Source organism: Martinezella sp. CNPSo 3890, from assembly GCF_057784455.1.
Map to the genome: position 1 here is coordinate 708703 of NZ_JBXSOR010000002.1, position 26848 is coordinate 735550.

Below are 26848 nucleotides of genomic sequence, written 5' to 3' on the forward strand. Positions count from 1 at the left end.
ATCATTATCGTTTGACATAATGATGTGTCACGCTTACCTAGATGCTGCCCCCAAAGACGCACCCGAGGAGCCTGTTTTGACACTCATCGAAACCCTAGTCTCCGTGAAGCCTGGCTCCGCGCTCGCCGAAGCCATGGAAAAGCGCGCTGAGATCCTGCGCCTGAGCGAGGCAGCCCATGACGCGGTGCTGCTGCCACGCGATCCCGGCGGTCTGTCCCATGGACTTCGGGCGGCGCTTGCCGCCCGCATGGCCCGGCAAAATCACAACGAGGCGCTGGCGCGCCACTATGATGCTCTCGTGGAGCGGGCGGGCGAAACCGCGATTGCCCCGCTCTCCTCACCTGGCACGACCGTGGAGGACCCACGCGCCGCCGAGATCGTTCGTCACGCCGACCGGCTGACCGTCGCACCGAGGGAGGCGAGCCGGGCGGACATAGAGGCATTGCGCGCCAGCGGCGTGGCCGATGCCGACATCGTCCGCCTCTCCGAACTGGCAGCCTTCGTGAACTACCAGGTGCGCGTCATCGCGGGATTGGCATTGATCGGAGCAAGACAATGAGCGAGGTCGTCCATGCCTTCACCACCAAAATTCCGCGCTGGCAGCCTTATGTCGTTCCAGTCGACCTCGAGACCGCGACCGCGGAACAGCGCGCGGCCATGCAGGTGACGCCGTCCAACAAGGGCATTTCGCCCTATGTCCTGACGCTCGCGCACGATCCGGAATCGCTGAGCGTCCGCTCTCCACTGTTCAATCTGATCATGTACGGAAAGGATGGGCTTGCTTCGAGCGAGCGCGAACTGGGCGCGACGGCCGCGTCCATCGTCAACCACTGCGTCTACTGCGCCGCGGTTCACGCCTCCCGCTTCATCAGCCAGACCAAAAGAACCGACGTGATCGAAGCAATCTTCACGGACGGCCTGGATGCGGAACTCGACGAGCACCTGCAGGCGATCTTTGATTTTTCCGCACGCCTGTCGCCAACGCCGCCCGAAGCCACGAAAGCAGATGCGCAGGCATTGGCCGACGTGGGCTTGTCTGAATTGGAATCCATCGATCTCGTCTTCTCGTCGGCAATTTTCGGCTGGGCGAACCGCCTGATGCATACGCTCGGCGAGCCGGTGACCGATTAGGTCGGATAGACCGAAATATGGACCATGAGCCCCAGGACCGCATCCGCGGCTCTGGTGATCCGCTTGTCATCACCGTCTGGCGGTGCGGCCGCGGAGGTTGCTGGCAAGGCCTCCCATCATTTGACGAGACCAAGCGCCGCCGCCACGTGCCCCAGCCGTTGTTTGCTTGCCGGACGATCGTAGATTCGGCGCTTGCCCTCATGTGATTGCCCCTCGATCGAATGGACGATGGTGACTATGGGCACGCTCTTCCGGTATGAAAGGCCAATATGTTTGATCGCGGCTGCCGCGCCACACGACAGCCTTGCCGCCATGCAGGCCCGTTTTCAAGCGGAGAGGAACAATGTCGCGTCGAAATATTTTTCCGGTGGCAGCGGATCCTTGATGGTTCCGAAATCGACGAACATCTTGTTGAATTCACCCAACCACTTCGTGACACTGCCGTCCTCGGTGAACTTGTTCAGCTCGCCGCTCGTTAGAAGTTTTCGGCTTTTCGCAACCTTGGCCGTCGCATCGGGAGGCGATTGCGTAAAGGCGACCGTCAACTCAATCGAATGATCGAGATTGGCAACCCTGTAGTCCATGGCCTTCTTGATGACCTTCAGGAAGCTCTTGGCAAGATCGGGATCGCTTTGGATCGTCTCGTTGCGCGCCACGAAGGTGTTGATGAACGAGGTATCGGGATAGAAATCCTTGTTCGAGGCCAGCTCCTTCATATCGGGGACACGTGGTTTGATCGCATCGATCAAGGGATACCAGATGCCCGCCGCATCGATCTGCTTGGAGGAGAATGCAGCCACGACGGTGCTCGGATCCATCGGGACGACCTGCACGTCCTTGATCGTCAGGCCAGCCTTGCCGAGAGCCATGCGCAGGATCATCTCTCCGGATGTGCCTTGTGGGACACCGACCTTCTTGCCCTTGAGATCGGCGATCGAGGTAAATGCCGCCTGGGCGATGACGCGATCGCTGAACCCGATATCGTTGACGCCGAGCACCTTGGCATGGCCGCTGGCCGGAAGCCACAGCGCGCCCGGCCCGATCGTCCCGAAATCGAGGCTCCCCGCACCCATGGCCTGGATCTGAATGGGACCATTGGTGAACACCTTCAGGTCCGGCTCCAGCCCTTCGGCCTGCCAAAGCTTCTGATCGTTGGCAATCGCGAACAGGCTCGAATTGGGAAAGTCGGAGAGATAGCCGATCCGGATCGGCTTTGAGGCCGCGCGAGCCGACCTAGCGATCATAGGCATCGCGGTGGCGGCCGTCAGAGCCGCGGCCGTCGTCAATAAACTGCGTCTCGTCAGCATGATCATGTCCTCCTGTGATTGCTGATCTTCAGTTTGAGGCAGGGTGATAGACGGCCCGCCAGACCTCGTTGCGCAGCTCGGAAAACCGCGGCGAAAGCCGCATCTCCTCCGTCCGGGGAAAGGCAAGGTCCACGGGAATGATCTTGTGGAGCCGACCCGGACGGGCCGCCATCACAATAACCCGGCTTGCCAGATAGACCGCCTCGTCGACATCATGCGTGATGAACATCACTGTACGGCGCTCCTTGCTCCACATGGCAAGAAGCTGGTCCTGCAATTGCACGCGCGTCAGGGCATCGAGCGCGCCGAAAGGTTCATCCATCAGCAATATCTTCGGATTGACCGCATAGGCCCGGGCAATGGCGCAGCGCTGCTTCATGCCGCCTGAAAGCATTTTCGGCAATGCATCGGCGAAGTCCGTTAGGCCGACGAGCTCGATGAAATGGTCGGCGATGCCGCGGCGCTCATCCTTGGGACGGCCGGAGATTTGAAGCCCGAACTCAACATTCTGCCGCACGGTCAGCCACGGAAACAGGGCATATTGCTGGAAGATGACACCGCGTTCCGGCCCCGGCCCTTTCACAGGCATATTGTCGACCAATACCTGCCCCGATGACGGCGGGGTCAATCCCGCGGCGATGTTCATGGCTGTCGACTTGCCGCAGCCGGAAGGGCCGACGACGGTGATGAACTCGCCATCCTCGATATCGAGGTCAAGGTTTTGCAATGCGGTAAAGGCTGCCTGACCCGCAAGATCGAAGCTTTTCGAAACGTTCTGAAACGAAATCTTCGGCGTCATAGCTTTTCCTGCCATGCTGTGAGAATACGGTCGGCCATCATGACGATCCGATCCATGAGCAGGCCGAGAACGCCGATGGCGATCAGGCTCACGAAAATGGTGGGCAGATCATAATAGAGCTGGGCCTGCTGCATGCGGTAGCCCAGGCCGGACTGCGCGGCGATAAGTTCGGCTGCGACGACGGTGGCCCAGGACGAACCGAGGCCAATGCGCACGCCGACCATGATATAAGGCGTTGAGGCCGGAATGATCACGCGGCGGAAAATGGTGAAATCGTCCGCTCCCAATACGCGCGCGGCGTTGATGAGTGTCTTGTCGACGCTAATCACCCCCTGGTAGGTTGCAACGACGCTCGACAGGAAAGCGGCGAGGAAGATGACAAAGATCTTCGGTGTCTCGTCGATGCCCATCGTCACGATCGCAAGCGGAATGATCGCCAGCGGCGGAATGGTGCGGAAGAATTGCACATAGGGCTCGATGATGCCCCGGGCGATGCGATACCACCCCATCAGGAAGCCGACGGGAACAGCGACGATCAGGCCGAGGCAGAAGCCCGTCATGACCCGGCCGAGACTGGCCAGCGCATCGCCGAGCAGGATGCCGTTTTTAGCCTCGGCGGCGGCGGCCGCGGCCACCTGGGCAGGCGTTGGCAGACCAACCAGCCCTTCGGCCGTCACCAGCCACCAAAGGCCGATGCCGATGACGACAGCGGCCACATTCAGACCCAGCATCGCGGCAGGCGTCGTCAGCAACGGGCGCCGCGGAGCGCCAGGGCGTATGGTCGCGTTCGTCGCGATGGTCATTGGCGTTCGCTCCCAACTGCACATTGCTCGCCGCGAGACTTGTCAGCCTGACGGCTGACACAACGGAAGCCGATATGGGTCGTGGCGCTGTCGATCATTTCCGGATGCCGGGCCGCCGGCCGATAGCGGCGGCAATAAGTCGGCGCGCAAAGATGCGATCCACCCTTCAACACCTTGCGCGGAATGCGGATCGCCGGCTGACGCGGGTCGTAGCTTTGCTCGGCAATGGCGACTCTCGGATTTTTCGGAACACAGCAAGGCTTCGCTGCATCGCCTGGATGGCGGTTCGTCCAGTAATCGTCCGTCCACTCCCAGACATTGCCGATCATGTCGGAAAGACCATAGCCATTTGCGGGAAAGGCTCCGACCGGCGTGGTGCCGAACTCAGCCTTGCCGGGGAGATTGGCCATCGGAAAATCGCCGTTCCAGATATTCGCCATCCTGCGGCCGTCGGGCTCGAGCTCCTCGCCCCAGGCGAAGGTCGCCCCTTCCACGCCGCCGCGGGCGGCGAACTCCCATTCCGCCTCGCTCGGCAAAGCCTTTCCGGCCCAGCGCGCATAGGCTGTCGCGTCGGCATGGCAGATCTGCACCACCGGATGATCCATCATCGCCTCCGTCAGAGACGAGATGCCATCGGGCCGATGCCAACATGCACCCGCCGCAAAGTGCCACCAATCACCCCAGAAGCGCATATCGCCGGACCTCCGCGGCGCTCGAAAGACCAATGATCCCGGCTGCAGGATAGCCGGATCGGCGCCGGGATAAACCGATGGGTCCGGCGTCTGCTCCGCGACCGTCACATAACCGGTATCGGCGACGAAGCGCGAAAAGTCCCGGTTCGTGACCGGCGTGGCATCCATGAAGAAGCCGTCGACCCGCACGCGATGAACGGGCCCTTCCTCGGGATAAAAATCTTCCGATCCCATCAGGAAGCTGCCACCTTCGATCCATACCATCCCATCCTTTGCGGGCGGGGACGATCTGGTTGCGGTTGCCTCCTGAAAATCTGTCATCGCACACCCGCCATGACATCGCGCGTGCGGTAGTTCGACTCGATCAGCCAGTCCCGCATGACATCGAGAAGTTCGCGCTTTCGCGCCTCGCATGCGGGATCGTCCCAGAGATTTTGCACCTCGCCAGGATCGTTCTTGAGATCGAACAACTGTCCGTCGCTCGACCCTTTGAAATGGACCAACTTCCATCCGTCGCTACGCACGCCGGTCATGAATTCCACGCCGCCGCTCATGGCGACGTCACCGATCTGCTCGCAGAATACGTGGGTACGAGGCGTCCACTCACCCGTCTCCAGCGCCGACTTCAGGCTGCGCGCCTCGAAGCTCTTCGGCGGCGTGATCCCCGCATATTCCAATATGGTCGGACCGAGATCGAAGAGCTGGCAGAGGCCGTTTAGCTCCCTGCCACCCTCGAATCGATTTGCGGTCGACCAGATGATGGTGGGCACCCGTGTGACGACGTCATACATCGACCATTTCTGGATCAGGCCGTGGTCGCCGAGGCACTCGCCATGGTCGGAGGTGAAGATGACGATCGCATCCTCCAGATAGCCGCGCTCCTTCAAGGCTTCCAGCAACTCACCGATCTTTTGGTCGATCAGCGTCACGTTGCCGAGATAGTGAGCCCAGAGCCGCTGCATCTGCTCGGGCGACGGATCAAGGCTCCAGACAACCGAATCGTGATCGACCTCGACGTCGTGCTGTCGCTTCTCCTTCAGTTCCTGATGCAAGGAATCGAGCTCCTGGCGCGACGGCTTGGGCAACGGCAGATCGTTGCGCTTGAGGTAAGGCTCGGAATATCGCGCCGGCGGATCGAACGGCGGATGCGGGCCTGGGAAGCCGACCTGCAGGAAAAGCGGTTCGGTCCGTGGATATGTGTCGATCCACCACTTCGCCATATTGCCGACGAAAGCGTCGGAATGCAGCTCCTCGGGCAATTCCCAATCAAAGGCGCCAAGACGCTCGCGATAATCCTCCCGCCGACGATAGGTCTCGCGCTGCTGCTTGACCAGACCATTCGCGGCGAGCGCCTTGTCCCATTCGTCGAAATACCAGCGCCCCTCCATGTAACGATCCTTGTTTTCGACGACGTAACGCTCGTGGAAACCGGAGTCCGAATTGTAGGGAATGGTGTGCATCTTGCCGACGTTGACGCAACGATAGCCGGCATCCCTCAACTGCTCGACCCATGTCCTCTGCCAGCGCTGACCATTGGCGAGCACCCCGGTGGTATGTGGATAGTAGCCAGTGAAGAGGCTGGCTCGTGAGGGAACGCAGCTGGGGGCGTTGATATGACAATCAGTCAGCGTCACCCCCTTTTCGACAAGCGCATCAAGATTGGGCGTAACCGCATACGGAAATCCAAGCGCGGCGATGGAGTCGTATCGCTGCTGGTCGGTCATGATCAGGATGATATTGGGGCGGTCGGCCACGCTTTACGTCCTTCCCTGCTGCCAGAACGCAAACTTCAACGGAAAGTCTCGTTGGAAAAATTTTGCGCTCTTGTCTCCTCGTTCGAGAAATGACATAAAGTTAACGGTAACGCAACGCTCACTTGAGCAAATTTTTGCGAGAAGAATGGGGGCGAACGTGGAGGAGCGAGAAAAGGGCGGCGCACCAACACTGGCTTCGATCGCCGTCAGGGTCGGGGTTTCCATCAATACGGTCTCGCGGGCGCTTCGCGCGCCCAACACGGTGAGGCCGGAACTGCGGCGAGAGATCGCCAAGGCCATGGACGAGCTGAATTATGTGCCGAACCGGCTGGCCGGGGGATTGTCGGGGACGAGATCCGACATCGTCGGCGTCGTCGTGACATCGCTCTATTATTCTGAATTTGCCTCCATTATCGATGCCCTGCAATCGGCGCTTCTCAAAGACAATCTTCAGGTCATGCTCGCCAATACGCGCTATGATCCTGACCAGGAGATAACGCTCGTGCGCTCGATCCTCAGTTGGCGCCCAGCCGCGGTTGCCATTATCGGTGTCGACCACCCGACCAAGGTCACTGAGCTGCTGACGTCCTCGGGCGTTCCGGTCGTCGAAATGTGGGATGTTGGCGGCGACATCATCGATTCCGCGGTCGGCATGGATCATCGGGAGGCCGGCGGGGCGCAGGCCGACCACATGATTGCGTGCGGTTACCGGCATCTCGCCTTTCTCGGCAGCATGCGCGAAAACGACATGCGGGCAAGGAAACGCGCCCACGGCTCAGCACGCGCCATTGCCGCGGCCGGATTGCCGGATCTCGTCTATGCTGTTCGACAGGAAGGCGGCCGGCCGGCGCTCGGCGAAGAGCTCGCCCATGAACTGCTCGACAGCAATCCACGGATCGACGGGATCATCTGCAACAGCGACGTCGTCGCCTTCGGTGTCCTGAAGGCGCTGCATGAGCGCGGCAGGAAAGTGCCCGCCGATATCGGCGTCGTCGGCTTCGGCGACAGCGAGGCGGCAAGCTACGTCACCCCTTCGCTCAGCACCATCAAGCCCGACCGTCATCGGATCGGCGAACTCACGGCCGAATTGATCGTCGCGCGGATCAACGGCGAGGACCCGCGAACGAGTGTGGTCGACTGGGAACTGCTTGCACGCGACAGTACCCGCTCGCCCTTTAAATCCCTGAATGGAGATTGACGTGACAGAGGCAAGGAACAGGCCCAACATCGTCTTCGTCATGACCGACCAGCAGCGTTTCGATACGATCGCGGCGGCCGGTTTCGACTACATGATCACGCCGAATCTTGATCGCCTGGTTCGGGAGGGCACGTGTTTCAGCCACATGTACGTGACGTCACCGTCCTGCGCGCCCTCGCGGGCAAGCCTGTTCACGGGACTCTATCCGCACACCAACGGCGTCTTCCGCAACGATGAGCGCTGGACGCATAGCTGGGTTCGCCGCCTTGCCGATGCTGGCTATCGCTGTGTCAATGTCGGCAAGATGCACACCTCGCCCTTCGAGGAGTCCTTCGGTTTTCACGAAAGGCATGTTGTCGAAAACAAGGATAGAGCGACCGAGCGGCTGCCGTTTTATCTCGACAACTGGGACAAGGCTTTCTGGAGCCGAGGCATCGAAAAGCCGAGCCGCGTCACATACCGACGGCTCGAAGATTATCGCGAACGTCTTGGCGCCTTTGTCTGGGATCTGCCTGAAGATCTGCATTCGGACAATTTCGTCCCTGAGTTCGCCGCCATGTGGCTTGATCGCTACCGGGGCCAAGAACCATTCTTCCTGCAGATCGGCATTCCAGGTCCGCACCCGCCCTACGATCCGACACAGGACTATCTCGACAAATATAGGGATCGCGATCTGCCAGAAGCGATCCGTGACCATGCGGCAATGGATGGGCAGCCATCGGCACTCAAGAAGCTTAGAGAACAACATATCAGCGTCGATCATGATGCGGTCGTGCATCTTGAAAATCCGACGCCGGAACAATTGCGCCGCCAACGCGAGCATTATTTCGCCAACGTCTCGATGATCGATACGCAGATCGGCAAGCTCATGGAGGCGCTCGAGCGTCGCGGCGTTCTTGAGGATACCATCATCATCTTCACGTCGGATCATGGCGACTGTCTGAACGATCATGGACACAGCCAGAAATGGACGATGTACGAGCCGAGCGTGCGCGTGCCGGCAATCGTCTGGTCGCCGGGCCGTGTCGAGCGTGGCAAGATCGTCGGCGACCTCGTTTCGCTCTTCGATTTCGGGCCGACAATCCTGGAGCTGGCGGGACTTGAAGCGCCAAAATGGATGGAAGCACGTTCCTTGGCTCCTTACCTCACCGGTGCGAACGTCACGCCGCGCGAATTCGTCTTCTCCGAACATGCGGGCGACCGTATCCTGAGCGGCACGGAATTCATGACGATGATCCGCGACAGGCGGTTCAAGCTGGTCCACTTCGTCGAGAGCGACGAAGGCCAGCTTTTCGATCTGTCTGTCGATCCAAATGAAGTCAATGACCTGTGGAGCGACCCCGCCTATCAGGATGTCAAACGCCGCCTGATCGATGAAATCCTGAAATGGCGTATCCGCAGCGACCTGAAGACACAAGGCTGGACGGAGGCGATCCTATAAGCGGGAATGGCAAGAGCCTCGATCGCGAGGCCTTTCGAGCTTTAGGTGGCAATGATGAACGGAATATGCGGCAGGAGAGCCGTTTTCCGATCGGTCAGCCGGCTTGTCGGCACGCACGGGCGTAGGTCTCGAGGACCCCACCGACAAACGTCTTGACGATCCTGTCGACGCTGTCCTTCGCGCCGATCCTGTCTGCCATCCGCCCGAGGAACTGGCTTGCCAGCGTCGGCGGAATTTCGCGGCGATGAAGTGTATCGGTCAGCTTTTGAACGGCGCCAACAGCCTCCGGATAACCCCAGTAATAACGGATGCGGTCACTGTAACTGTAGCGAAGTTGAAGCCGGATAGCCTCTTCGCTGCCATGATAATGTCCCGCCCAGTCGCCCGTATGTTTCAGCATGAGGCGCTCCATGGTGACGGCAAGGTCGCGGTCATAGTCCGGGTCAAGTTCCGTTGCGATCAAGTCGAGCGCCAAGAGACCTTCTCGCAGCGCGAACGTCAATCCAGGCCCAACCTTCAGAATTGGAAATCCATCGCGTACCAGTGCGGTCAGCGCGCTTTCCGACTGGTAGTCTGTCGAATGCGCTTCGAAAACCAGACCCACTTCATGATCCAGCACGCTGATTAGTTTCCTAGCGAGCTCAGGTCTGTAGCCAACGACGTTCTCATTGCCAAACTCCACGCCCGGCTGGACGACGAAGGCAATGCATCTGTCGAACGCCTCCGACAACCCTTCCCTCGCAAAAATCTCGCGATGGATCTCGATGGTGGCGGTGGCGGCTTCGGCCTCGGTCGGTTCGACAACATCGAGCGTGTGGTCCGCGCCTCCCGGCACCGGGACTTCCGTCCCCAGCACGTAGAGCGGCTTGGTGCCGACTTCCCGCGCAGCCTGCTCGGCAATTTTGGCAAGCCTTGCCGCCCTTTGAGCCACGATCGCATCGTCGAGGGCGGATGGGTCATCGGCGCATGCCATGGATGCGTCGAGGTGAATTTTCGTGAAGCCCGCTCTCACATATTCAGCAACCATGACCTCGGCCTTGGCCATTGCCGCGGAGGCGGTCTCCCGCCGCCAGGGATTGGGTCCGAGATGGTCGCCACCGAGGATGACGTCGGAAGTCGTTACCCCGTTGGCCGCGGCGAGCGCGAGAACATCTCCGGCAAAATCCGCCGGCGTTTTTCCAGTGTAGCCGCCAAACTGATTAACCTGGTTACAGGTAGCCTCTATCAGGACGGGACCACCCTCCCGCCGAGCCAGCGACATCGTCGCTTCAAGCACGAGCGGGTGCGCCGAGCATACCGACGTAATTCCGACCGGCTTGCCCGCGCGGCGCGCGTCTGCAAGGCTTTTGAGGAAGAGGTTCATGCGGCTCTCCAACCTTATCCGCTTCTGGAATAGCAATGCGGTTCCCATCACATGTACATGCCCGGCGCCTTCGCAATCAAGGTTTCCGCCGGGGGCTCAAGAATTATCAAGCCCGCCGCCGAACGCATGAAGGTTCGAACCTTCATCGACTTCTTCGCTTCGCGGCCAAACCTGTGTTCGGGGCGGCCGAAAAGCGCTGACCGCATGGGCCTGGATGTTTCCTGCGAAATCACGCGGCATGGGACGCGCCGGGATGGCCCCGTTTTCAAATCCGACAACCCGCCGACCTTGCACCTTTTGACACTCCCCAGTGTTTTTTCGCCGTCGCAACAAAAATGAACATGAAAGCACACACAGCAATCTTGCGGGACGACATAGTCACCCTATGAGCCGGGCGGATGCGACACGCGAACGCCTTTCCGCTGGTGCAAAACATGAGGCACTGCCATTATGCATATCAAGCTTTTCGTCGTCGGCGCCCTGGCGTCGTTCCTGGCCGTTCCGGCCCTCGCCGCCGACCTCACCTATGAGCGTTCTGCGCCAGCCGCCGAACAGGCTTATTCGGCCTATGACTGGTCCGGCTTCTATCTCGGCGGACAGGGCGGCTATGTCTGGAACAAAGGGACCGTTCTGGGCACCGACCGCAATCTCGACCGTGGCACGGCTGGCGTTCATGCCGGATATAATTTCCAATCCGGCAATATCGTCTACGGTATCGAAAACGACTTCAACTACAATTTCAAGGACAAGAAGGAAGCGGATCTCGAATGGGATGCGTCGGGCCGCGCTCGCGTCGGTTACGCCCTGGACCGGACGCTGCTCTTTGCGACAGCCGGTCTCGCTGCCGCCGGCGGCAAGGTTGATGCCCCCGGCGTTGGGAAAAAAGACGATATCCTGATCGGCTGGACGGCCGGCGGCGGCATCGAGCACGCCTTCACGGATAATGTCATCATTCGCGGCGAATACCGCTATTCCGATTTTGGAAACAAGGATTTCGGGTCGGCGATCGGGGAGTTCGGCGCCACTCAGAACAAGGTGCTTGTTGGCGCGAGCTACAAGTTCTGAAAAAACGAACAGCAAGCCGCGCTGGCCAAAGCCAGTAGACGAACCGGCAATCGGGCGGAGGAAAAAATCCTCGGTCCAATTGCTGGCACCGGCACGTTTCCCGTCTGCCTTTGCAAACAGCGGTTAGCTATCCGGCTGTCCCCATGCCGAGCAGGGGCGGCGGACACGACCGGGTGCGTCTTACTACCTTTTCGTCCGGATCGCGCGTCAAGTGCTGCCGCGCAATTCCACGCGGGGTTCGATCAGCGGATGTCTGGCCTCGCGCCGGCCATCGATCCTGCCGAGCAGCACCTCCACAGCCGTCCGCCCGAGCAGCATCTGGTTTTGATCGACGCTCGTCAGGCCGACGAGCGGCATGGCGGCCATCGGAGAGTTGTCGTAGCCGATGATCGCAAGATCTTCAGGAACCCGAATAGCGCTTGTCCGTGCTGCATTGATCAAGGGGGCGGCATCGAGATCGGGCGCCATATCGAGCGGCTCGGCGCCGACACGGTCGTTCATCTTGATGTCCCCGAACTGATATCACTTGTCGCACGCACCGACGGCGATCGACCGATCCAGATCGGCGAGGCTTTGTTCGCCACGCCGTTGACCGGGAAGGAGCACAGATTTTCATAGCACCGAGCCACATTGATCTTGATCCAAGGGAGGCGGCCCGCGGGGCTTCGCATGCACCAAGCCGTTGCATTGTTTTTTTAATGCGACGAGCAGAAGCTCTTTACCTGCGATGTTTCCGACCTTCAGAGCAGACAATCGCCGGCCTATATCCATTTTCATCGTGCGGGTAGCTGCCAGCTCGCTAGAAACCAATGAGCCACCATGTCATTTCTTCGGAACGCTAATTGCGAGAGGCTGGTACCGATCTCCGCGAATGAACCCGGGCTGAATGGTGCTTTCAGCTTCTGTTCCGAAGGCGGCGTCTAAAAGAAAGACGTTCAACCGCGGTCTTATCCGCCTGAGGAGACACAGTCATGATCCGCACGTCTTTCATTGCAACCGCACTCGTCGCTCTCGTCGGCATCACCGCCGCGGCCCCCGCCATGGCCAACGATGTGCGTATCGAACAATATGGCTGGTCGAACTCCGCCGGCGGCGCTCAGGAAGGGTATGCAAACCGCATCAGAACCTACCAGAACGGCGCCTACAACCGGATCGTCGGCCATCAATATGGCCGCCACAACCTTTCGGCTATCGGTCAGGAAGGCAATGACAATTACGGCGCCACCTATCAGAACGGTGACCGCAACATAGCCGGCATCGGCCAGTTTGGCTCCAACCACACGACCATTCTTACCCAGGACGGCAATGGCAACATCGCGGCTGGCGTCCAGGTCGGCCATGGCTGCAGCGCCAATGTCAGCCAGGGCGGCAACGGCAATGTCGCGGCCTTCGTCCAGGCCTGCCCTTAAGCGACCGCGCGATGACGTGAAAGAAGTCACAAACGCGACAGCAGACCATTTGGGGAGATGACCCATGCCAAATAGCGTCAAACATCCACGCCGACTGATGACGATCCTCGCGCTGGTCCTGCTTCCCGTCGGCGCCGTTGCGGCCATGACGACTGCCAACCAATCTGACGATGCGGGGCTTTGCGAAATCAAAGCAACGCCTGGAGCAGGTATGGTGAGACTGGATGCGCTCGTCCACGCCGACACGCATGTCGGCGGGACTTACACGTTTCGCGTCGAAAAATCGGGAGACGGTGGAAGTTCCATGATCAACCAGAGTGGCGATTTCGATGCCACGGCCGGGCATCCGGCAATCCTCAGCTCCGTCTCGCTCGGCTCCAAAGGAACCGCATACAGGGCAACGCTGGATATTGTGATCGGAGATAAGAGTTTCAGCTGCACGAAGCAGGTCGGCGACAACTAATCGGCCTCCAAACTCTGCAAATCCCTTTAAAAGGGCGCCGGCTCCTGGCGCCCTTTTGCTTTCGATCAGGTTTAGAGCGGTTCAGTTTCTCACGGAGCCTCTGAACCGCTCTGTCTCTTTGGTTTCACGCAATTCCAGACGACTGAACCACAACTGAACGGGCAATTCCGACTGGGTTCAGCTTAAAGATGCGAAGGTTGGTCATCGGCTCAGACAGCCGGCCAATGGAGATCAGGATGACCCGCAGCGTGTTTAAGATCCTTACCATCACTCTTCTTGCCGGGAGCCTGGGACAGGTCGCCTTGTCCGCGCCAGCCTATGCCGGTGGCCGGATCTCGTTCAACCTTGTGCCTGATAATGCCGAGGATGCGGATCTTTTCTCGACCGGACTGCGCGTCTATTCGCTGTACCGCGGCCTGAAAGACGCCGACATCCGGCAGCTGGGCCGGGGGAACGCGGCTGGCATTGCCCAGGCCGGCCGAGGCAATCTCGGCTTCATCCAGCAGCAGGGCAATGGTCATTCCGCAACCTTGCGGCAGAACGGCAACAACAATGCCTATGGCATTTTCCAGTACGGACGAAATACTGAAACCGATGTGGAGCAGGATGGGGATAATGGCAGTGGCGCTACCTTCAGCTACGGCTGGTAGGCAGTTCACGGCAATCCCGAAGGCGATCCCAGGCAAAAGATCTTCGCTTATTTTGGCAGAGAGAGAAAGCGCCGGCGAACGGCGCGCGGAATGATTTCCTCCTCGATACAGGCGAAGGAAAAGCCGGTCTTTCCTTTCGGATGGGCTTTTATCACGGCTTGGCACGATCGGAACCAGGGCTGCCGACGGGGGTTATATCCATAGCAAAGGAGAAACCGTCATGATCCGCAAACTGAAATCCGGTGAATATCGTCTCTACTCACGCAAGCTCGATCCGAAGACACACAAGCGCAAGAATCTCGGGACGTTCAAGACCCGCGAGGCGGCCGAAAAGCATGAGCGCGAGGTGCAATATTTCAAGCACCATTAACAGATCGGCGGAGCCGGATGGGCGTCCGAGAAGCAAATCGGAGCTTAGCGTGTTTCTTGAGCTGAAGGGAAGGAGATTGGCTATGACACAGTTTCGAAAGAAGAAATCGCTGTCGCGAGAAGAAGATTATCGCGACTATCAGGATCGCGATGCCCGCGAAGGCTGGCCATATTCCGACGAAAGCGCCCTAGATTCGACCGAACCGGAAAATCGAGAATATGGCACCACTCCAGCGAACTTTGACGAAGATACCCCCTCTGGCCTGATTGGAGATAACGCGGACACGAACGGGCTTGAGGAAGACACGGCCCACACGATTGGGCCATTGCCACCCAGCCGTATCGATAACGATGAACTGGAAGCGGCAATTACCGAACGGTTCATCGAAAGCAAAGAAATCGATGCAGACAGCATCGAGGTTCATGCCGAGGACGGTATCGTAACATTGGAAGGCAGTGTCGAAACGCAGGCGGCTGCCGAACAGGCGGAAGCGCTTGGGCTGTCTACGCCCGGTGTCGTCAAGGTTCGCAACAATCTGAAAACGATCGGTGTCGATTCCCATATTCCCCCCGATGTGTGATACGCGGGCCCCACATGCCCTAGACGTTGGGAAGATGTTGCCCCCTTGCAACATCGGAATTCGATACCCATTTATTGGCTTGAGATATGCGGTTCCGCTCGCCCGTTGCATTGCAATGGCTGGTCCAGGCCTTAATCGCCCGACCCATCATGCGGTCCGTTCCTTGCCCTCCGTCCGATGACGTGACGGGCGCTTCCATCATCCATTGACATGAGCGCTGGCTTAGTGGCCGGCGCAGGAGATTTTATTGAAAAAATCAAAGGCAATCGACGCGCTCGCGGCGGTGAAGCCGCGCGGATGCGATCAACCCATCAACCAGCTCCCCGACAAAAGCTGGAAACCCTATCCCTGTTTGCTCACCCGCGAGGAGCTTCAGAAGCTGATAGCCGAGCAACTCGGCTGACGGCCGCCATTCATCACCAATAGTGAGGAGAACAAAATGCAGGTCCTGGTAAGAGACAACAATATCGAACAAGCAATCCGAGTTCTCAAACGAAAGATGCAGCGTGAAGGCTTGTTCCGGGAAATGAAGGAGCGACGAGCCTACGAGAAACCATCCCAGCGGCGTATTCGGGAAAAAGCGCAGGCCATCAGCAGACATCGCAAAGCCGTGCGCAAAAGAATGAAGCGCGATGGCGGCTGATTAGGTCAGCCAGATCCGACATGAAATCGGATGAACACATCATAATGCATGCAAGTTCATTTCGTTCAGGGCGGCTTTGCCATGATGACCGCGACTATGCTGGCGCTTCAAGGCGCCTTTCGATCCGCCGGCATTGCGCGAAACGCGGGCCAAGCACACCGCTTTCTCGACGGCGTCGGTAAAGTTTACGGCGCTGCCGAGCTAACGCGCCAGACCGTATTGCCGACGTCATCGGCGATTAGCAAGGCGCCAGGCTTGTCGACCGCCAAACCTACCGGCCGGCCCCTCGCCTCGTTGTCGCCATTCAAGAAGCCGGTCACGACGTCTTGCGGAAGGCCTTTGGGCCGACCGTCCGCGAATGTGACGAAGACCACCTTGTAGCCGTTGAATTGGTGTCGATTCCAACTCCCGTGCTCGCCGACGAAGGCACCGCCGCGATACGCTTCCGGCAAACTGGTACCGGTATAGAAGACCATCCCAAGGGGCGCCACGTGCGAACTCAGCGCGTAATCCGGAACGATTGCCTTCGCCACAAGGTCTGGTCTTTGCGGCATGACCCTGGGATCGATGTTCTTGCCAAAATAGCTGTACGGCCAACCATAGAAGCCGCCCTCCTTCACCGAAGTCATATAGTCCGGCACGAGATTGGGACCTAGCTCATCGCGCTCGTTGACGACTGCCCAGAGAGCGTGCGTTTGCGGCTCCCAGGAAAGACCATTCGGATTTCTCAATCCATCCGCGAAGATGCGATGGCGCCCCGTTGCTCTATCGACCTCCCAGATGGAGGCGCGGTCCATTTCAGCCTGTATGCCGTTTTCCGTGATATTGCTGTTCGAGCCGACACCGACATAAAGTAGCGTCCCATCAGGGCTCGCCACAAGGCTCTTGGTCCAATGGTGATCGATGGGTCCGCCGGGCAAATCGGTAAGTTTCGTTCCCGGATCGGGGATGCTCGTCTCTCCCGTCTTGTATGGATAACGCATGATCTTGTCCGTCTCCGCGACATACAGGTCGCTACCGACAAGAGCGACACCGAAAGGAGAGGCGAGATGATCGAGAAAAACGCTCTTCGTTTCGGCAACTCCATCCCCATCGGCGTCACGCAGCAAGGTTATACGGTTGCTTCCTTCATTGCTGCCGGCAGATGTCGCCATCGACTCGATCCAGCCCATGATCAGATCCTTGGGACGCTTGATCGATGCCGCGGGCGGCGCAACAGATTCCACGGCAAGAACATCGCCATTCGGCAGCACATAAACCGAACGCGGGTGCTTCAGTCCTGTCGCGAACGCCTTTATCTGCAATCCTTCCGCAACCTTTGGCTTGTCGCCGTTTTGCCAGCCGATCACCTTCGCGACATGCATCGGTGGGATGAGATATTGCGTCTGGGCCGGCAATGTCGGATTTGGTCCGACCTGATCCTTCGGATCCTCTTCGTTCTGACCGCAGCCAGACAGGATAAGGATCGTGCCGCAGATAAGCGCGGCAACGGGGGATGGCGCGGTCAACTTACCTACACCGATCTTCATCTCTCGGCTCCCGGATCTCTGCGGAAAATCAATACCCGCCTTATCCAGCCGCTCAAAAGGACGAGAACGACCACCACGGATGAAAGAATAAGCCCGGTCGGAACGACGGAAGTCCATGCATCCCGGCTATGCACGAGCGCGTTAAAGAAGGACAAGACGAGGATAAGAACGCCGCAGATCGAATAAAGCCAGACTGGTCCGCGCATCAAGGAAAGGCGCCTGCCGAGTGCATCGATTATCATGGCGATTATAGCAAGCAAGCCGAACAGCAAGCCAACCGCGAGCAGCCACGCGGAAGCATCCGCCCACATCATCTCGGCGGTTCCCCAATAGGCCAGGTCCGTTGCCAATGTGCCAAGGAAGCAAACCATCGGGATCGGAATGAGGAGCGAGTGAAGGGGGCGGGGCGGAAGAGGGTGTGCAGCGCGAAGGTCCTGTGCGACCATATCGGTGTCTCCAATATTCCTGAGAGCACCCAAACATTTATCGACTTGCTTTGTTCCAGGCGGACAATTGGGGTCTTATGGACTGCATCGGGCCTTCCGCTCGGCTTCTCGACACGAGCGGAATTCGGCCTCAGCTTGCGGAGTGGCCACCTTTCCGGCTGGGATCGTGGCCATGATGGCGATCTCGTTCGCCGCCGCCGCCGGAAACCTTGCTGCGGTCCCGCTTATCGGGCTCGGCCGGCGGCTTTGGAATATTCAAGGGCGCCTTGGCATTTTCATGGGATGCTCCCGGGCCGCCTTGGCGAATACTGGCCGGTGTTTTCGTCGACGTGGACATTGACACCTCCCTATCGATCCTGTTGATGCCCCTGGTGACTGGTATTGATCCGGCTGTTTCCCTGCTGACCTTTCTTGTCGGGATCCACCGTCATGTCAGGCTTATGGGGGTCGGATATCGATGGCTTGGCGTGGTCACCAACACCTTTATCGCTTCGATTCTCCTCGGGAACCGGTGGTGGTCTGCTGTTCATCATCTCCTCCTGTCATTGCCTTGCCAGAAGCTGTGGACGATTTATCTTGGCCGTCTTGCTGCATTCGTTGTCATGGCCAAACCACTTCCAGCCCGGAATGTTCCGAGAATGAGCGCCGTTCGCGGACATAAGCACATGATTTCGATCTGAAGAGCGCGGCTCAGCTCCGTGTCGCGCAGATGCACCGAACTCAAAGGAGAGGCTTGCCCCCAGTGACCGCGACGGTCGTGCCGGAAACATAGCTGGAGAGTGGATCGGCAAGCATGACATAGGCCGTTGCCAGTTCAGCCGGCTGACCCGGTCGCTTCATCGGCACTTGCTTTCCGAAATTCTCGACTGCTTCCGACGTCATCGTCGAAGGGATCAATGGCGTCCAAATAGGTCCTGGCGCCACGGCATTGGCGCGAATGCCTTTTTCCGCGAGCAATTGCGCCAGCCCCGCGGTAAAATTCTGGATGGCCCCTTTGGTGGTGGCATAGGCAAGCAATGTGGGGTTTGGAGTGTCCGAGTTGATGGACGCCGTATTGATGATGGCGCTGCCCGGCTTCATGTGTGGTACGGCCGCCTTGGTCAGATAGAACATGGCATGGATATTGACCTTGAAGGTCAATTCCCATTCCTCGTCACTGATATCGCCGATATCTTGAAAGCTCGCCTGATGCGCGGCATTGTTGACAAGAATATCGATCCCTCCCAGTTCGGCGACGGCCTTGTCGATGATATCTCGACAATGTCTGGGATCCTGAATATCGCCGGCCATCAACACCGCCTTGCGGCCGGCCTCCTCGACCCATTTCTTGGTTTCGTGAGCATCGTCGTCTTCGCTCAGATAGGCGATCAAAACATCCGCGCCCTCGCGGGCAAAGGCGATCGCGACAGCGCGGCCAATGCCGCTGTCACCGCCGGTGATGACAGCCCTTTTGCCGGCAAGCTTTCCCGATCCGTGATAGGTCACCTCTCCATGATCGGGTTTCGGATGCATGTCGGCGGTATAGCCGGGCATGGGCTGTTGCTGCGGCGGAAATGGTGGTCGTGGATGTGTCATGACTTTGCTTCCGGAGATGATTGCGTTGTCATTCCAAACCATCCACCTCGCTTTCGGTTCCATCCATGGCACACTATCCGCCCGGTGCATCGGGGAACATTCAAGTCCGGTCCTGGTTCCTATCGAAAGCTACGTTTCGATAGATCCCGTTTCGCCGATTTTGAAAGGACAGCCCGATGCATCGCTTCGAAGGAAAGGTCGTCATCGTAACAGGTGCTGCATCGGGAATGGGAGAGGCGACGGCACGACGCTTTTCCAAGGAAGGCGCCAATGTCGCTCTCGTCGACCGCCGCGAGGATGCGCTGGAAAAAGTCATCGCGGATTTGCCAGCCGAACGCAGCCTTAAGCAGTTGGTGGATGTATCGGCATCGTCGGCGGTCGCCGCGATGGTAGCGGCGGTTGTGGAACGGTTCGGTCGCCTTGACGTCATCGTGAACAATGCTGGCATTCACGAGGGTGGCGCGCCCGCCGACATTTCCAACGAGCAATGGCGCGATGTCATGGCGACCGATCTGGACGGCGTGTTTTTCGGTTGTCGTGCGGCCATACCGCATCTTGAAAAGACCAAGGGGTCGATCATCAACACTGCCTCCGTCTCCGGCACCGGCGGCGATTGGGGTATGAGCCCCTACAACGCCGCCAAGGGTGCCATCGTCAATCTGACCCGCGCGCTGGCGCTAGATCTCGGCCGAAAGGGAATTCGCGTCAATTCCGTATGCCCGAGCCTCACGCGCACTGGCATGACGGAGGACATGCTCAAGGATGAAGCCCTCGTTGCCAAGTTCAAGGAACGCATTCCACTTGGTCGTGTCTGCGAGCCGGACGAGGTCGCGGCCGTCATCGCCTTTCTGGCAAGCGACGATGCAAGCTTCGTGACCGGCGCCAACATCGCCGTCGATGGTGGCGTGTCGGCTTCCAACGGCCAGCCGGCACAGGATTGAAAGGGAGACGAGCGCGATGAATTTCAAGAAAGTTGACCTGCGGAACGGCCTGAAGACCTATGTCGTCGTGCTCGATGCGAATGAGGAAGCATTCTCCACGCTCGCCCGCTTCGCCACGGATCAGGACCTGAAGGGGGCTTCGATCACCGCGATAGGTGCGTTTGAACGCGCGACTGTCGGCTGGTTCGATTTTAGCGAGCGAAGCTACCGCAAGATCCCGATTACCGAGCAATGCGAGGTGCTGAGCCTGATCGGCGATATCGCGACAGGCGACGATGGCAAGGCGAGCCTCCATCTTCATGCCGTCCTCGGTCTGAAGGATGGCTCCACGCGCGGCGGCCACTTTCTCGACGGTATCGTGCATCCGACCTTGGAAGCGACCATCGTGGAAACACCGGCGGAATTGCAGCGTCGGCATCAAGAGGATCTCGGCATCGCGCTGATCGAACTTTGAGGTCACCAGCCGCCATCTCCGGCCAATCGGAACATTGCCCGTCGAACAAGGTTCGGTCAGCGGTTCCAACGGCAAAAAAGAGGATATCATGGCGAAGGACACGAGCTTCGAAACATCGCGCGGCGAAGGCGGGGAGACGCACCAGCATATTCCCGAAAGCGGCCCCCATGGCGACGCGGAGCATCTGACCACCAATCAGGGTATCCGGGTGTCGGACAATCAGAACAGCCTGAAGTCCGGGGTCCGTGGCCCGACGCTGCTTGAAGATTTCGTCCTGCGCGAAAAGATCTTCCATTTCGACCATGAGCGCATCCCTGAACGGATCGTGCATGCACGAGGTTCGGCCGCACACGGCTTCTTCGAGCTCTATGAATCGCTGTCCGATGTGACCAGCGCCGATCTGTTTCAGCGCAAGGGTGAAAAGACGCCGGTCTTCGTCCGCTTTTCGACCGTTGCCGGCGGTGCCGGCTCGGTGGATACGCCGCGTGACGTGCGCGGCTTCGCCGTGAAATTCTATACCAAGCAGGGTAATTGGGACCTTGTCGGCAACAACATCCCCGTCTTCTTCATTCAGGATGCGATGAAATTCCCCGATCTTGTGCATGCCGTGAAGATGGAGGCCGACCGCGCGTATCCGCAGGCGGCTACCGCCCATGATACGTTCTGGGACTGGGCGTCGCTGATGCCGGAATCCACGCATATGCTGATGTGGGCGATGTCCGATCGAGCTATTCCGCGCTCGCCGCGCATGATGCAAGGCTTCGGCGTCCACACGTTTCGCTTCGTCAACGATGCCGGTAAATCCACATTCGTGAAATTCCACTGGAAGCCGAAGCTCGGCATTCAATCGCTTGTCTGGGACGAGGCATTGAAGCTGCAGGCGGCCGACAATGACTACCATCGCCGCGACCTCTTCGAGGCGATCGCGGCCGGGCATTTTCCTGAATGGGAACTGGGCCTGCAGCTCTTCGACGATGCCTTTGCCGAAAACCTTCCCTACGACGTCCTCGATGCCACGAAGATCATCCCGGAAGAGGTACTGCCGGTAAAGATCGTCGGACGGCTGGTTCTCGATCGCAATCCGGACAATTTCTTCGCGGAAACCGAGCAAGTGGCGTTCTGCCCGGCAAACATCGTCCCAGGCGTCGATTTCACCAACGATCCCCTGCTGCAGGGCCGGCTCTTCAGCTATCTCGACACGCAGAAATCCCGCCTTGGGACCGCGAACTTCCATCAACTGCCGATCAATGCGCCCAAATGCCCCGTCATGAACTTCCAGCGCGACGGGCAGATGCAGATGCAAGTGCCGAAGGGCCGCGCGAACTACGAACCGAATAGCCTTGGCGACAACGGCGAAATCGGCGGTCCGCGCGAATGTCCGGTGACGGGCTTCCGCACCTATGAGCATCAAGCCGGGAAGGAAGAGCAGGGCGATAAGCTGCGCGTGCGCGGTGAACTCTTTGCCGACCATTACAGTCAGGCTCGTCTTTTCTGGAAGTCCCAGACACCGTCGGAACAGGCTCACATCGCATCGGCCTTCGTCTTCGAATTATCGAAGGTTCAGCTCCAGCACGTGCCGCCCCGCATGGTCGGCAACCTCATGAATGTCGATGCGGGGCTTGCCAACAGGGTCGCCGCGGGCCTCGGGCTCGTCAACCCGACCAGGAATTTGCCGGCGCGTGAGCCGATCGATCTCGCCCCCTCCCCCGCTCTTTCCATCCATAAGAACATGAAGGAGACGCTCGAAGGGCGGCAGATCGGCATATTGATCGCCGACGGAAGCGACGCCAAGGCGATCTCCGATCTCGTCGAAGCCCTCAACGACGCCAAGGCGAGGCCTTTCATCGTGGCGCCCAAGGTGGGGGAGACGAAGCTTTCCGACGGAAATACGATCCGTGCCGATGGGCAGCTCCTTGGTTCGCCTTCGCAGCTTTTCGATGCCGTTGCCGTCATCCTCGCGAAGGAAGGCGCCGCTGTGCTCCTCAACGAAGGGGCTGCCGTGCAATGGGTGATGGATGCTTTCGGACACCTAAAGGCGATCGGTCATGACGCTGCCGCCAAGGCGCTTCTCGACAAGGCGGGCATTCAACCCGACGCCGGTGTCGTGGATCTCGCCTCCTTCCTGAGTGCCGCGCCCAAGCGATATTGGGACCGCGAGCCCCGTGTCCGGATGCTCGCCTGATGGGCAAGCTCCCCTCACGTCGCTGCCTGCCTCCGTTGGTGATCAGCGGTGTCCACCGATTATCGCGCCATTCCCTGATCTGATTACCAGCGAGGAAATATCGGAAAATCCGGAAACAACTGCCCGCCATTGGAGTTGGAAGGTGGCAAATCCAAAGAAAGGAAATACCAATGTTGACGAGAATAATCGCAGTCTGTGCTCTTTCGATCGGCATGGCCACGGCAGCCATGGCTCAGCAATCAGGTTCCGGCGGAACAGGCAATTCCGGAAGTGGTAACGGCGCCGGCACCGGTTCGCAGAGCAATGGCACCTCCAACGGAACTGGAGGCGCCAATAGCAATACCACCGGAACCAACGGGACTCCGAATTCCAACGGTCAGTCCCAGGACTGCAATGCCATGAAAACCGGCAAGAACACGACGCAAGGTACGGATACGCAAAACAATAGCCAGTCGAGCGACAGCACGTCCAGCCAGAACTGCCCGCAATAATAATGGTGGAAATCCGAAATGCCTCCCGCATTTCGCACACCTCTTGGCTGTCGGTGTCCGTGACGTGGATCACCGGCAGCGGGAGGGCCAATCAAGGAGACAAATCATGATGAATGGCGCTCAGGAACTTGCCGAGGAATATCTAAGGCTCGGTGGAAAAAGACTTCTGGTAATGGATGACAACATCCTGTCGACCAACAGCTGGGAGGCTGATCCGCTCGAAGCTGAAGCCTTTTGGAAAAGGGAAATCGAGAGTTTGGCACCAAGACAACGCAACGAGGTCATGTCGTTCCTGCCGTCCATCAACGTTACCTGACGGGATCGACGGGCATTGAATTACGACATCGTCTCTTGCACAGGCAAGGTGATCCGGACGCGGTATGAACCATGGTAAAGGCTGGAACGATCCGCATCGGAATTTCCGGGTGGACGTACGCACCCTGGCGCGGCGTTTTCTATCCGAAGGGCGTGACCCAGAAACACGAATTGTCCTACGCCTCGTCGCAATTTCCATCCATTGAAATCAACGGCACATTCTACAGCCTGCAGACACCCGACACCTTCGCAAGATGGCGGGAGGCCACTCCAGACGACTTCGTTTTCGCGGTCAAGGGATCACGCTATATAACCCATCTACGAAGGCTTCGCGATATCGAGGTGCCGCTTGCCAATTTCATGGCCTCCGGCCTCTTGCGGCTGGGAGCAAAGCTGGGACCCATACTTTGGCAGTTTCCTCCCCGGCTGCGGTTCGATCGAGAACTGTTCTCCAATTTCATCCACCTGCTGCCAAAGGACACGGATGAGGCACTTTCCTTGGCCAAGCGGCATGATGAGCGCTTGAACGGCCGAGATTGGTTGATGGCGGACAAAAGGAGACCGATCCGCCATGCATTCGAAATCCGCAACGAGAGCTTCGTGGACGCCGATTTCATTGAACTCTTGCGGAAGCATCGGATCGGGCTCGTTTGCGCCGATACCGTCGAGTGGCCGTTGCTGATGGATGTCACCGCGGACTTTATCTATTGCCGCCTGCATGGCTCGGAAGAACTCTATGTCAGCGGCTACGATGATGAAGCGTTGAGCATGTGGGCGGAGCGCATCGCCGATTGGGCGCACGGGCGCGAGCCGGACAATGCCAACCGTGTCCTGAAGCCATTGAAGCGGTCACGACGGGGTCGCGATGTCTATGTCTATTTCGATAATGACGTGAAGGTGCGGGCGCCGGCCGACGCGCGGCGGCTCAGCCAGTATCTTGGGCTGGTCTGGCAAAAAGGTCCGTAAGGAGGAGCACGCGGCGGCATCATACTTATTCAAGCCGCCCCCAGGCCGGATTCCAGTTCACGCCTTCCGACAGTTCGACATAGATGGGCCGCATAACCTCATTCGACATCTTGTTGCGAGCGGCCCGAAAGGCGTCATCTGGCTCCATTTCCTCACCAGGAAAAACCGTGTCATCCTCTCCTGGCGACATGACCTTGCGCAGGAATCCTCGGATCTGATCGCCGGAATGGTAGAACTTGATGACGATGGAGCCTGGTGGCACGTTGTTCTTACGATACCTATGATAGGTTTCCACCTTACACCTCCTGACGTTGTCGCCTGTTGCCGCGTCCAGAGCACTTCGCCGTCTCGCGCTATGCTCTTTCATTCAGCCAAGGCTTAGTCGATTGACATCGGTCCAAACCACCCTTCCCAGCATTGGTTCCCGCAGCGCAGCCGACATTTGCCCGTCGTCACCTGTTGGCGCGACTAGGAAGGATGGCACTCAGCGCCTGTCTTAGCGTTCCCTTGATCACACCGCTTTCTTCAGGATCCCCTTTCAGCAGGGCGGTGGTCAGGTTGCGCATCTGCTCGAAAGTCAGGTGCGGCGGTATCGGCGGCACTTCGGGATCTGTCTTGACCTCGAGAACAACGGGACGATCGGCGGTAAGCGCTTCATCCCAGGCGGCGCCAAGCGCCTCCGGTCGATCGACGAAAATCCCCTGAAGGCCAATCATGTCGGCGAAGCGATGATAGGGGACATCGGGGATCCGCTGCGAGGCATCAAATTTTGGGTCTCCTTCCATGACGCGTTGCTCCCAAGTCACCTGGTTGAGATCCTCGTTGTTGAAGACGCAGACGACCATGCGTGGGTCGGACCATTCGCGCCAGTATTTCGTCACGGTGATCAACTCCGCCATGTTGTTCATCTGCATGGCGCCATCACCGACCAGGGCGACGATTGGCCGATCCGGATGCGCGACCTTCGCGGCGATCGCATAGGGCACCGCCGCCCCCATGGACGCGAGACCGCCGGACAAGGAGGCCATCATGCCGCGGCGCATGCGCAAATCGCGCGCGTACCAATTGGCGCATGAACCGGAATCGCTCGTGACGATGACGCCGTCTGGCAGGCGTGGCGAAAGCTCCCAGACGACACGCTGCGGGTTGACCGGATTGGCCTCCACGTGCGCCCTCGCCTCCAGCGTTCGCCACCACTTTCCGACACTCGTCTCGATCTCCTTGCGCCAGGAAAGATCCTGCTTCTGCTTGAGAAGCGGCAGCAATGCCTGCAAGGTCTCCCGGGCGTCGCCGACAAGATTGACCTCCATGGGATAACGCAAGGAGAGCATGTCAGGCCGGATATCGATCTGAACCCCTTTTGCATCGCCTTCTTCGGGCAGGAACTCCGAATAAGGAAAACCGGATCCGACGACCAACAGGGTATCGCAGTCTCGCATCAGGTCCCAGGATGGTTCGGTACCCAGAAGGCCGATGGAGCCGGTGACCCACGCCAGATCATCCGGTAGGGCGGCCTTGCCGAGCAAGGCTTTCGCCGCTCCTGCTCCCAGCCGGTCCGCGACCGCGATCAGCTCGTCGCTCGCGCCCAACGCGCCGGCACCGACGAGCATCGCGACCCTCTTTCCGGCATTCAGGACGGACGCGGCGCGCTTCAGATCGATCTCGTGCGGCACCGTTCTCGGTGCCACATAGCCGACGCCCGACATGACCGAGCCATGCTTGCGTGGCGGCGTCTCATAGGGCATCTCCTGCAGGTCGTTCGGCAGGATGACGGCAGTGACCGTCTTGTTCGCCAGCGCGATGCGCGCGGCCCGATCGACCAGATGGCGTACTTGCGCGGGAGCTGAGGCCTGATGGACGAAGTTGCCGGCAACATCCTTGAAGAGCGATGCGAGATCGACTTCCTGTTGATAGTGACCGCCCAGCGCCCGACGGGCCTGCTGGCCGACAAGGGCCAAGACAGGTTGATGATCCAACCGCGCATCATAGAGCCCGGTCACCAAATGCGTGGCACCCGGTCCAGAGGTGGCGACGCAAACGCCAAGCTCGCCTGAGAATTTGGCATAAGCCGACGCCATGAAAGCGGCCATCTCCTCGTGACGAGCCTGAACGAATTCAATTTTTCCATCGGCCCGGTTCAAAGCCCCGAAGAGGCCGTTGATGCCATCTCCGGGATAGCCGAAGATGCGTCGCACGCCCCAATCGTAGAGGCGCTGCACGATAAAGTCGCCAACCGTCTTTGCCATGATCCATCTCCACTTGTCGCGCGCCATCAAAGCGC

32 protein-coding genes and 1 pseudogene are annotated in these 26848 nt (G+C 59.0%); 18 read left to right on the plus strand and 15 right to left on the minus strand.

The window, feature by feature from the left end; translation table 11 throughout:
- Positions 1-76: 76 nt before the first annotated feature.
- Together AC13RC_RS09380 and AC13RC_RS09385 are read left to right on the plus strand one after the other, a co-directional pair.
- Positions 77-559 carry a CMD domain-containing protein gene (locus tag AC13RC_RS09380; RefSeq protein ID WP_113353429.1) on the plus strand — a complete coding sequence of 161 codons (483 nt, stop codon included), beginning with the start codon at positions 77-79 and terminating at the stop codon, positions 557-559.
- The gene (locus tag AC13RC_RS09385; RefSeq protein WP_113353430.1) at positions 556-1131 is read left to right on the plus strand and encodes a peroxidase-related enzyme; all 576 of its coding nucleotides are present in this window, start codon (positions 556-558) and stop codon (positions 1129-1131) included. The genes AC13RC_RS09380 and AC13RC_RS09385 overlap by 4 nt, the downstream gene beginning before the upstream one ends.
- Positions 1132-1247: 116 nt before the next feature.
- Here the strand turns inward: AC13RC_RS09385 and AC13RC_RS09390 are convergent, their stop codons facing one another.
- From AC13RC_RS09390 to AC13RC_RS09415, 6 genes and pseudogenes are all read right to left on the minus strand, one after another.
- Positions 1248-1376, minus strand: coding sequence for a hypothetical protein (locus AC13RC_RS09390; RefSeq protein ID WP_488486676.1), 129 nt, complete (start codon positions 1374-1376; stop codon positions 1248-1250).
- A gap of 81 nt (positions 1377-1457) precedes the next feature.
- Positions 1458-2435, minus strand: coding sequence for an aliphatic sulfonate ABC transporter substrate-binding protein (locus tag AC13RC_RS09395; RefSeq protein ID WP_371864845.1), 978 nt, complete (start codon positions 2433-2435; stop codon positions 1458-1460).
- An 18-nt stretch (positions 2436-2453) separates the two neighbouring features.
- Positions 2454-3237: pseudogene (locus AC13RC_RS09400) on the minus strand (ABC transporter ATP-binding protein); the annotation flags it as partial.
- The gene (locus tag AC13RC_RS09405) at positions 3234-3968 is read right to left on the minus strand and encodes an ABC transporter permease (RefSeq protein ID WP_113353587.1); all 735 of its coding nucleotides are present in this window, start codon (positions 3966-3968) and stop codon (positions 3234-3236) included. The pseudogene AC13RC_RS09400 and the gene AC13RC_RS09405, both read right to left, overlap by 4 nt.
- Positions 3969-4036: 68 nt before the next feature.
- Positions 4037-4996, minus strand: a complete 960-nt coding sequence (locus tag AC13RC_RS09410; RefSeq protein WP_488556980.1) for a formylglycine-generating enzyme family protein — start codon at positions 4994-4996, stop codon at positions 4037-4039.
- Between the two features lie 53 nt (positions 4997-5049).
- Complete coding sequence (locus AC13RC_RS09415) at positions 5050-6486, minus strand: sulfatase family protein (RefSeq protein ID WP_488556981.1); 1437 nt, start codon at positions 6484-6486, stop codon at positions 5050-5052.
- A gap of 145 nt (positions 6487-6631) precedes the next feature.
- Here AC13RC_RS09415 and AC13RC_RS09420 point away from each other — a divergent pair, with 145 nt between their 5' ends.
- Together AC13RC_RS09420 and AC13RC_RS09425 are read left to right on the plus strand one after the other, a co-directional pair.
- A complete protein-coding gene (locus AC13RC_RS09420) occupies positions 6632-7684 on the plus strand; it encodes a LacI family DNA-binding transcriptional regulator (RefSeq protein WP_145321211.1) in 1053 nt (350 codons plus the stop codon).
- Between the two features lies 1 nt (position 7685).
- On the plus strand, positions 7686-9125 hold the full coding sequence (locus tag AC13RC_RS09425; RefSeq protein WP_488556982.1) for a sulfatase family protein: 1440 nt from the start codon (positions 7686-7688) through the stop codon (positions 9123-9125).
- Positions 9126-9219: 94 nt separating this feature from the next.
- On the opposite strand, the gene AC13RC_RS09430 is transcribed toward AC13RC_RS09425, so the two are convergent.
- Positions 9220-10488, minus strand: a complete 1269-nt coding sequence (locus AC13RC_RS09430; protein ID WP_488556983.1) for a D-tagatose-bisphosphate aldolase, class II, non-catalytic subunit — start codon at positions 10486-10488, stop codon at positions 9220-9222.
- Positions 10489-10539: 51 nt separating this feature from the next.
- Here AC13RC_RS09430 and AC13RC_RS09435 point away from each other — a divergent pair, with 51 nt between their 5' ends.
- Together AC13RC_RS09435 and AC13RC_RS09440 are read left to right on the plus strand one after the other, a co-directional pair.
- Entirely contained in the window at positions 10540-10827 is a 288-nt protein-coding gene (locus AC13RC_RS09435) for a hypothetical protein (protein WP_113353438.1), read from the plus strand.
- A 111-nt stretch (positions 10828-10938) separates the two neighbouring features.
- Positions 10939-11553, plus strand: coding sequence for an outer membrane protein (locus AC13RC_RS09440; RefSeq protein ID WP_488556984.1), 615 nt, complete (start codon positions 10939-10941; stop codon positions 11551-11553).
- A 207-nt stretch (positions 11554-11760) separates the two neighbouring features.
- Here AC13RC_RS09440 and AC13RC_RS09445 read toward each other — a convergent pair whose 3' ends face one another.
- Positions 11761-12054 carry a substrate-binding domain-containing protein gene (locus tag AC13RC_RS09445; RefSeq protein ID WP_488556985.1) on the minus strand — a complete coding sequence of 98 codons (294 nt, stop codon included), beginning with the start codon at positions 12052-12054 and terminating at the stop codon, positions 11761-11763.
- 470 nt (positions 12055-12524) lie between these two features.
- On the opposite strand from AC13RC_RS09445, the gene AC13RC_RS09450 reads away from it, so the two are divergent.
- From AC13RC_RS09450 to rpsU, 6 genes are all read left to right on the plus strand, one after another.
- Positions 12525-12962 (plus strand): curlin, encoded by a 438-nt coding sequence (locus AC13RC_RS09450; protein WP_113353441.1) that lies wholly within the window; start codon positions 12525-12527, stop codon positions 12960-12962.
- Positions 12963-13026: 64 nt separating this feature from the next.
- Positions 13027-13425, plus strand: coding sequence for a curli-like amyloid fiber formation chaperone CsgH (gene csgH, locus AC13RC_RS09455; protein WP_113353442.1), 399 nt, complete (start codon positions 13027-13029; stop codon positions 13423-13425).
- 236 nt (positions 13426-13661) lie between these two features.
- A complete protein-coding gene (locus tag AC13RC_RS09460; RefSeq protein ID WP_113353443.1) occupies positions 13662-14075 on the plus strand; it encodes a curlin in 414 nt (137 codons plus the stop codon).
- Positions 14076-14295: 220 nt separating this feature from the next.
- A complete protein-coding gene (locus tag AC13RC_RS09465; protein WP_095438695.1) occupies positions 14296-14445 on the plus strand; it encodes a hypothetical protein in 150 nt (49 codons plus the stop codon).
- Positions 14446-14494: 49 nt separating this feature from the next.
- The gene (locus AC13RC_RS09470; protein ID WP_488556986.1) at positions 14495-15025 is read left to right on the plus strand and encodes a BON domain-containing protein; all 531 of its coding nucleotides are present in this window, start codon (positions 14495-14497) and stop codon (positions 15023-15025) included.
- Between the two features lie 439 nt (positions 15026-15464).
- A complete protein-coding gene (rpsU, locus tag AC13RC_RS09475) occupies positions 15465-15668 on the plus strand; it encodes a 30S ribosomal protein S21 (protein WP_113353445.1) in 204 nt (67 codons plus the stop codon).
- A 185-nt stretch (positions 15669-15853) separates the two neighbouring features.
- Here the strand turns inward: rpsU and AC13RC_RS09480 are convergent, their stop codons facing one another.
- From AC13RC_RS09480 to AC13RC_RS09500, 5 genes are all read right to left on the minus strand, one after another.
- The gene (locus AC13RC_RS09480) at positions 15854-17197 is read right to left on the minus strand and encodes a PQQ-dependent sugar dehydrogenase (protein WP_113388796.1); all 1344 of its coding nucleotides are present in this window, start codon (positions 17195-17197) and stop codon (positions 15854-15856) included.
- Positions 17194-17643, minus strand: a complete 450-nt coding sequence (locus tag AC13RC_RS09485) for a DUF2231 domain-containing protein (protein ID WP_113353447.1) — start codon at positions 17641-17643, stop codon at positions 17194-17196. The genes AC13RC_RS09480 and AC13RC_RS09485 overlap by 4 nt, the downstream gene beginning before the upstream one ends.
- Positions 17644-17773: 130 nt before the next feature.
- On the minus strand, positions 17774-17980 hold the full coding sequence (locus AC13RC_RS09490) for a hypothetical protein (RefSeq protein WP_113353448.1): 207 nt from the start codon (positions 17978-17980) through the stop codon (positions 17774-17776).
- Positions 17981-17990: 10 nt separating this feature from the next.
- Positions 17991-18173 carry a hypothetical protein gene (locus AC13RC_RS09495; RefSeq protein ID WP_083258237.1) on the minus strand — a complete coding sequence of 61 codons (183 nt, stop codon included), beginning with the start codon at positions 18171-18173 and terminating at the stop codon, positions 17991-17993.
- Between the two features lie 190 nt (positions 18174-18363).
- Positions 18364-19218 carry an SDR family oxidoreductase gene (locus AC13RC_RS09500; RefSeq protein WP_173002519.1) on the minus strand — a complete coding sequence of 285 codons (855 nt, stop codon included), beginning with the start codon at positions 19216-19218 and terminating at the stop codon, positions 18364-18366.
- Between the two features lie 176 nt (positions 19219-19394).
- On the opposite strand from AC13RC_RS09500, the gene budC reads away from it, so the two are divergent.
- From budC to AC13RC_RS09530, 6 genes are all read left to right on the plus strand, one after another.
- Positions 19395-20159, plus strand: coding sequence for a meso-2,3-butanediol dehydrogenase (budC, locus tag AC13RC_RS09505; protein ID WP_113353450.1), 765 nt, complete (start codon positions 19395-19397; stop codon positions 20157-20159).
- Between the two features lie 16 nt (positions 20160-20175).
- Positions 20176-20613 (plus strand): PPC domain-containing DNA-binding protein, encoded by a 438-nt coding sequence (locus tag AC13RC_RS09510; RefSeq protein ID WP_113353451.1) that lies wholly within the window; start codon positions 20176-20178, stop codon positions 20611-20613.
- Between the two features lie 88 nt (positions 20614-20701).
- The gene (locus tag AC13RC_RS09515) at positions 20702-22795 is read left to right on the plus strand and encodes a catalase (protein WP_113353588.1); all 2094 of its coding nucleotides are present in this window, start codon (positions 20702-20704) and stop codon (positions 22793-22795) included.
- Between the two features lie 170 nt (positions 22796-22965).
- Positions 22966-23286 carry an oxidoreductase gene (locus AC13RC_RS09520; protein ID WP_113353452.1) on the plus strand — a complete coding sequence of 107 codons (321 nt, stop codon included), beginning with the start codon at positions 22966-22968 and terminating at the stop codon, positions 23284-23286.
- A gap of 106 nt (positions 23287-23392) precedes the next feature.
- Positions 23393-23602: a hypothetical protein gene (locus AC13RC_RS09525; protein WP_113331686.1), complete on the plus strand. Its 210-nt coding sequence runs from the start codon at positions 23393-23395 to the stop codon at positions 23600-23602.
- Between the two features lie 71 nt (positions 23603-23673).
- Positions 23674-24567, plus strand: coding sequence for a DUF72 domain-containing protein (locus tag AC13RC_RS09530; protein ID WP_113353453.1), 894 nt, complete (start codon positions 23674-23676; stop codon positions 24565-24567).
- A gap of 25 nt (positions 24568-24592) precedes the next feature.
- Here the strand turns inward: AC13RC_RS09530 and AC13RC_RS09535 are convergent, their stop codons facing one another.
- Positions 24593-24862, minus strand: a complete 270-nt coding sequence (locus AC13RC_RS09535) for a hypothetical protein (RefSeq protein ID WP_069614031.1) — start codon at positions 24860-24862, stop codon at positions 24593-24595.
- A 157-nt stretch (positions 24863-25019) separates the two neighbouring features.
- Positions 25020-26813, minus strand: a complete 1794-nt coding sequence (locus AC13RC_RS09540) for a thiamine pyrophosphate-requiring protein (RefSeq protein WP_113353454.1) — start codon at positions 26811-26813, stop codon at positions 25020-25022.
- Positions 26814-26848: the final 35 nt, after the last annotated feature.